Here is a 6,325-nt window from a genome sequence, read left to right on the forward strand (position 1 = left end):
GCAGCACAACCCCTCCTACTGCCACTTCTTCCAACCCCAGCGCTGTTTCTGTCGCCTACAAGGGTACCTGTGACGGCGGCTACCTCTTCACCATCACCAACCAGGGCGCAGGGCAGGCTACTATCACCACCAAGGATGCGGACGGCAGAACCTGTTCCTTCGTCGCTACCGGCAAGGGAACGTCCACCAACAAAACCATCAAGTCCGACACCACTTCACCGTTTAATCTGCGTGTCGGCGCAACATACACCTTCAAGTTTACTGTTACCGGCGGTGGTTCTCCGCAATTCGCCTCCGGAAACACCAATTTTCTGCAAATCACCAAAACCGTTCAGGTCGGAAACGATTACTTTATCACCTTCAAGGGAATCGCTCCCGGTCAAGTCGGTGTTTACGCATCTGCTGACGGTCCCAACATGGATCGCCAGTGTATTGTTGATGTGGTTGCATAAGCCTATGTTTCTCTGAAGCAGTAAAAAGCGGCGCTGTGAAATCCTGAAAAGGAATTTCACAGCGCCGCTTTTATATTTCTTTGATTTCATAAAAAATTGAGGAGCTCAAAATCCGATTCGATCCAAAATCAGAGGGCGCAGATGCGGTGCCTCTTTTCCATATTGCAGAGCATTTTGGAAAATCTCTTCCGCATCATGGCACAGCTTTTCAGAGGCTGCATGAAATTCAGCCAGAACATCTCCTGCATGGACAAAATCCCCCGGCTTCTTTTTCAGGAGAATCCCGGCGCTGTAGTCGATTGCATCCTCCTTCTTTTCCCGCCCGGCCCCTAAAGCAACGGAAGCAATCCCGCACTGCTCGGTGTTTAACGATTGCAGGAAGCCTTCCTGCCTGGCCCGAACCTCATATCGGACCACCGGGGCCAGCAGCGCATCATAATCGGTCAGCGCGGAAACATCACCGCCCTGCGCCTGTACCATCTGCCGAAATTTTTCAAACGCCTGTCCGTTGGCAATCTGCCCATGAGCCAGCCTTCCGGCCTGCTCCAGATTTTCAGCTTTTCCCGCCATTACAAGGATCCCCGCAGCCAGCTCCAAACACAACTCTGTCAAGTCATCCGGACCGCGGCCTTGAAGAGTTTCGCAGGCTTCCATTACCTCAAGCGCATTCCCGACGGCACATCCCAGCGGGCGATCCATCTCCGTGATCAGAGCTGCAGCCCGTCTGCCTGCATGGGATGCAATTTCCACCATAGCTTTCGCCAAAACGCGGGACTCCTCCAGCGTTTTCATGAAGGCCCCGCTGCCCGTTTTCACATCCAGAAGAATACAATCCGCACCGGCCGCCAGTTTTTTGCTCATGATACTGGAAGCAATCAGAGGCACACTCTCCACCGTGGCGGTAACGTCGCGCAAGGCATACAGCTTTTTGTCTGCCGGTACCAGATTTCCCGACTGCGCCACAATGCACAGACCGATGTCACGAACAATTCCCAAAAATTCGTCACGGCTTAAATCCGTACGCAAACCGGGGATGGATTCCAGCTTGTCGATGGTTCCTCCGGTATGTCCCAATCCCCGCCCGCTCATCTTTGCCATACGGACTCCCAGAGAAGCAACGATCGGAGCGAGGACAAAGGTGGTTTTGTCTCCCACCCCTCCTGTGCTGTGTTTATCTGCCTTGATGCCTTCCACAGAGGACAAGTCCACCGTATCGCCGGAATGTTCCATTTCCATCGTCAGCCAAGCGGTTTCCCGTGCTGTCATTCCCCGCAGATAAACAGCCATTGCCAAAGCGCTGGCCTGATAGTCCGGAATTTCTCCCTTCACATAGCCATGGATGAAATAGGCGATCTCTTCACGGGTAAGCTCACCGCCATCGCGCTTTTTTGCGATTACATCATACATTCTCATTGTTTTCTCCTCATAGAAAGGCCCTTATTTCAGGCTTTCGGGTATAAAGGCAAGCGGAAGCAGCTCTCCCAGCGTATGGAGCTGTGTTTCCGCATTGCTTTTGACCAGCAGAATCTCAAAATCGGGTCCGCAGAACTCCGCGAGAGCTTGTCTGCACACGCCGCAAGGCGGACAAAAACCGGACGGCTCTTCTTCCTCGCGTCCTCCCGCGATCGCAATGGCGCGAAACTTCCTCTTTCCCTGCGCAACCGCTGAAAAAAGCGCGGTTCGTTCTGCACAGTTGGTCGGCCCATAAGCGGCGTTCTCCACATTGCAGCCGGGAAACAGCGAGCCATCCTCCGCAAGCAGAGCGGCTCCCACCGCCCAATGTGAATAGGGTGTGTATGCGTTTTTTCTGGCTCGCAGTGCACACGCCGCCAGCCGCTCTTTCTCTTCGTATGTCACAGGCCCGCCTCCGTTTATTCTGCTGCTGTTTCCAGCGCAATCTCCATCATTTGGGTGAATGTTGTCTGGCGCTCCTGCGCAGAGAGGGATTCTCCCCGCAGAGGACAGTCGGAAATGGTAAACACACCAAGCGCCTCCTTTCCAGCACGAGCAGCGTTCATATACAGAGCTGCGCTTTCCATCTCAACCGCGAGGACGCCCATCTTTTTCCATGTATCAAGGGATGTTTCGTCATCCCCATAAAAAAGATCCGATGAAAGCACATTTCCCACCTGAACCGGGACGTTCATCCGCCGTGCGGCCTGCACCGCTTTCTCCACAAGCCGGAAGCTTGCAAGGGGGGCAAATGTACCGGGAAGGCGGAACTGTGCCGCATAATTGGAATCTGTACAGGCTCCCATTCCAATCACCACATCGCGAAGCTGAACCTGATCCCCCAGGCCACCGGCTGTCCCGATCCGAACGATGCGTTCTACACCGTAAAAATGGTACAGCTCATAGGAATAAATTCCAATCGAGGGCATTCCCATGCCGCTTCCCATGACTGAGACCTGTTTCCCGTGATACATTCCTGTGTAACCAAGCATATTGCGCACGGTATTAAAGCAAACCGGATTTTCCAGATAGGTCTCTGCCACAAATTTGGCACGCAGAGGATCGCCCGGCATCAAAACAGTTTTGGCGATTGCGCCCAGTTCAGCTGCGTTATGCGGAGTTGCCATAAAAAATTCCTCTCTTTCCCTGCGGCTGGAGCCGCTTTTTTGTATTTCTTTGTATTCTGTTTACAGGAACAGCTGTGCGGTGTGGGATGTTCCACTCAGCACCGGCAGATCAAAAGCATCCAGAATGGTTGCGGAAATATCCGCAAAGGTGGGCAGTGTCCCCAAATTGACCCCCGCACGCACACAGGGACCAGCGATCAGCCATGGCGTGTATTCGCGGGAATGATCGGTGGACGGCGTAGCAGGGTCACAGCCGTGATCCGCTGTGATCATCAAAACATCCCCCTCGCCCAAACCTGCGAGAATCTGAGGCAGGGCATGGTCAAAAACCGTAAGAGCCCTTGCATATCCGTCCACATCGTTGCGATGCCCGTAAAGCATATCGAAATCCACCAAATTGACAAAGCACAGCCCTGTAAACGGCTTTTTCACCCATTCCAGTGTACGGGCAATCCCTTCCTCATTTCCCGCTGTGAAAATGTGCTCCGTATCGCCCCGGCCTGCAAAGATATCGTGAATTTTTCCGACGGCAATCACATCCCGTCCAGCTGCTTTCAGACGATCGAGCATGGTCTCCGACGGCGGTTCCAGAGAAAAATCGTGGCGGCGCGCTGTGCGGACAAAGGGCCACTCGCCTTCAAACGGGCGGGCAATCACCCGTCCGACATTATGCTCCCCTTGCAAAAGCTCCCGTGCGATTCTGCAATCTTGGTACAGCTCCTCCACAGGGACAACCGATTCATGGGCAGCAATCTGAAACACACTGTCTGCGGAAGTATAGACAATCAACGCCCCGGTTTCCACCTGTTCCCGTCCATAATCCCGAATCACCTGCGTCCCGGAATACGGCTTATTGCACAGGATTTTGCGCCCTGTTTTGTTCTCAAAAGCCTTGATGATCTCCGTCGGGAACCCATTGGGGTAAGTTGGCAGAGGACGCGGAGAAATAACACCTGCGATTTCCCAATGTCCGATCGTGGTATCCTTGCCCTTTGATATTTCGGTCATGCGGGCAAAAGCCCCCTGCGGAGCGGATTCCGCCGGACAGCAGGTAACGCCGTCTATGGCAAACAACCCCAGACGGTTCAGGTTCGGCACATGAAACTCCGGACTTGTGGAGATAGCCGCAAGGGTGTTGCTTCCCTCGTCGCCGAACGCAGCTGCATCCGGTGCCTCGCCAATCCCCATGCTGTCAAGTACAATCAGGAAAATACGTTTGATCGGCTTCAATCCAATCCCTCCCTCTGTGCATTCCGTACATCTTTTAGAATCTATCTTTCTTAATAGTATAAATCAAATCATCAGAAGTTACCAGCCTTCCGCTGCAATTTTAGAATACAGTTTTAAAAATGCGATATCCATGGGATTTTTCAGATATTATTAGCACTCTTTTTTATAGAGTGCTAAGTTTTTACAAAATGTTCACAGCTTTTGCTGAAATTCTTAACAATCCCACTCTATACTAAGAATTGTTCAAAGGAACAAAAGGTTCCCGAGAAAAAAATAAAACATCGCACCGCAAGGCGCCGACTTGGAGGTATGATTTATGTTTAATATGATGACTCCCTTTGACCGCAGAAGCAACGACCTGTTCCATTATTTCGATGATTTTGGACGTGATTTCTTCTCCGGAAAGGACAATGGCTTCGCTCCCTGCCGCACCGATATTCTGGACCTCGGAGACCGCTATCAGCTGCATGCCGATATGCCCGGCTTTAAAAAGGAGGAAATCCATATCGATCTGGACGGAGACTGCCTGACCATCTCCGCGGAGCACAACGAGGAGGTTACACAGCAGGAAGGCAGCAATTATGTGCGCCGTGAACGCCGCTGTGGTTCCCTCAGCCGCAGCTTTGATGTGTCCGGTGTGGATGTGCAGAACATCTCCGCTTCCTATGAGAATGGTGTCCTGCAGCTGGACCTGCCCAAGAAATCGGCACAGCAGCCCACCACACAGCGCATTGAAATCAAATAAAGTGCAGTCATAAAAATCGCCCCCGCATTTCTGTATGCAGAAAGCAACGAAAAAATCCCCACAAGGGGCAGCAATACAGCATGGAGGAGTCTGCAAATTCAGCAGACTCCTCCATGCTTTTTTACTATTTGAAAGAAAATAGCTCGCTTAGTTGATGTGTCTGGTTGTGGGGCTGGGTATCTGTTCGGTTCGGTAAATTGGAATTGTTCCAGCAAAATCAAGATTCCCAATCTGCTTTTGATAAGCCTAATAAATCCTTGTATTTTCTGACACGTTCCTGCCACCGTTTTTTCTGTTCATTATGATTGTACATTCTTTTTCGTTCAATCGCTGTTAACCCAGTTTTTTCAATGATATGGATTTGCACATCAAAACACCACTCACTTACAACATAATGAGAACCATAGATTTCACCGGGATTTTCTTCCGCATTTACAGTGATTACAGTTTCATCACTAAGATAGATTGAATAGTCAAGCCCTATCGTTATAATACCTCTTATATCCCCTAATTCCGGATGGGTAATCTTCCATATTTCCGCCTTGACTTCGCGTTCATAAAGTTCCGAATTTAAACCATTTGCAAAATAAAGGTTATCTTTTCTCAAATAAAACAAATCAATATCCCCTACTACAATACATTGGTCTAATTCGTACCAATACGGCTCCCATTTTACAATCATCGTTTATTCTCCTTCAGACGTACCAATTTTTCGTTCGGTTTCTTTGAGAAAAGTATGGTACAAGATTATAAACAAATTCACATCACTTCAACCCGTCTGCAACGCTGTGTTCTCTGGCATACTGCCGCGCTGCTTCCCGGCATTCCTCGCTGTATGGGGCGGTCAGAATCATTCTTTCTGCATTTGCTCCCATTCTTTTCTCCCAACAGGAATTATCTTATCATGCTCAGTAATGCGGAATCGAGGATCATTTAAATTAAGAATCATCTCTCGTTTGTTACAATATATGGATGAACTTAAATAAAAGGGACCATAGTGTTTTTCATCCAATCTGTAAAAACTTTGTTTTATCGCTAACGCAAAGTCAATATAAAATTGATCGCCAAAAGGATTATTGGCCCCAGTGGCACTGCTCATATTGATAATTTTATTCTCGCTGTCATAGAAGTCATCTATAGATAGGCAGATAAACATACGACTGCTTTCAGCATATGCCCAAATTTGACGGGCACCCGTGGATCGGCCATTTTTATTTTCAACGCCTCATGAAATGCCATCACAGCTGAGAATGAAAATAAAGGCAGTGCATAGGACGGCGGCATCTGCTACACTAAAGTCAGCAGGCGTAGTCCGGTTG

Annotated in this window: 7 protein-coding genes; 2 read left to right on the forward strand and 5 right to left on the reverse strand. The window is 49.8% G+C overall.

What is annotated here, in order from left to right; translation table 11 throughout:
• A partial coding sequence (locus B5F35_RS18820; RefSeq protein WP_162611474.1) for a hypothetical protein occupies positions 1 to 452 on the forward strand: 452 nt, incomplete at its 5' end.
• A gap of 105 nt (positions 453 to 557) precedes the next feature.
• Here B5F35_RS18820 and B5F35_RS17210 read toward each other — a convergent pair.
• The 4 genes from B5F35_RS17210 to B5F35_RS17225 are packed head-to-tail and all read right to left on the reverse strand — an operon-like array spanning position 558 to position 4,219.
• Positions 558 to 1,865: a pyrimidine-nucleoside phosphorylase gene (locus B5F35_RS17210; protein WP_206424069.1), complete on the reverse strand. Its 1,308-nt coding sequence runs from the start codon at positions 1,863 to 1,865 to the stop codon at positions 558 to 560.
• 24 nt (positions 1,866 to 1,889) lie between these two features.
• Complete coding sequence (locus tag B5F35_RS17215; RefSeq protein ID WP_087242821.1) at positions 1,890 to 2,309, reverse strand: cytidine deaminase; 420 nt, start codon at positions 2,307 to 2,309, stop codon at positions 1,890 to 1,892.
• 14 nt (positions 2,310 to 2,323) lie between these two features.
• On the reverse strand, positions 2,324 to 3,031 hold the full coding sequence (gene deoD, locus B5F35_RS17220) for a purine-nucleoside phosphorylase (protein WP_087242823.1): 708 nt from the start codon (positions 3,029 to 3,031) through the stop codon (positions 2,324 to 2,326).
• Positions 3,032 to 3,091: 60 nt separating this feature from the next.
• Positions 3,092 to 4,219, reverse strand: coding sequence for a phosphopentomutase (locus B5F35_RS17225; protein WP_442856495.1), 1,128 nt, complete (start codon positions 4,217 to 4,219; stop codon positions 3,092 to 3,094).
• A gap of 358 nt (positions 4,220 to 4,577) precedes the next feature.
• Between B5F35_RS17225 and B5F35_RS17230 the strand changes: the two genes are divergently transcribed.
• The gene (locus B5F35_RS17230; RefSeq protein ID WP_087242825.1) at positions 4,578 to 5,006 is read left to right on the forward strand and encodes an Hsp20/alpha crystallin family protein; all 429 of its coding nucleotides are present in this window, start codon (positions 4,578 to 4,580) and stop codon (positions 5,004 to 5,006) included.
• A 217-nt stretch (positions 5,007 to 5,223) separates the two neighbouring features.
• On the opposite strand, the gene B5F35_RS17235 is transcribed toward B5F35_RS17230, so the two are convergent.
• Positions 5,224 to 5,688, reverse strand: coding sequence for a hypothetical protein (locus tag B5F35_RS17235; RefSeq protein WP_087242828.1), 465 nt, complete (start codon positions 5,686 to 5,688; stop codon positions 5,224 to 5,226).
• Between the last annotated feature and the right edge of the window lie 637 nt (positions 5,689 to 6,325).

It is taken from the genome of Anaeromassilibacillus sp. An200 (assembly GCF_002160025.1).
Lineage (GTDB): Bacteria > Bacillota > Clostridia > Oscillospirales > Acutalibacteraceae > Caccousia > Caccousia stercoris.

Coding starts and splice junctions, on each gene's coding strand:
- B5F35_RS17210 (WP_206424069.1), bottom strand. CDS start 1,865: ATGAGAATGTATGATGTAATCGCAAAAAAGCGCGATGGCGGTGAGCTT.
- deoD (WP_087242823.1), bottom strand. CDS start 3,031: ATGGCAACTCCGCATAACGCAGCTGAACTGGGCGCAATCGCCAAAACT.
- B5F35_RS17225 (WP_442856495.1), bottom strand. CDS start 4,219: ATGGGGATTGGCGAGGCACCGGATGCAGCTGCGTTCGGCGACGAGGGA.
- B5F35_RS17230 (WP_087242825.1), top strand. CDS start 4,578: ATGTTTAATATGATGACTCCCTTTGACCGCAGAAGCAACGACCTGTTC.
- B5F35_RS17235 (WP_087242828.1), bottom strand. CDS start 5,688: ATGATTGTAAAATGGGAGCCGTATTGGTACGAATTAGACCAATGTATT.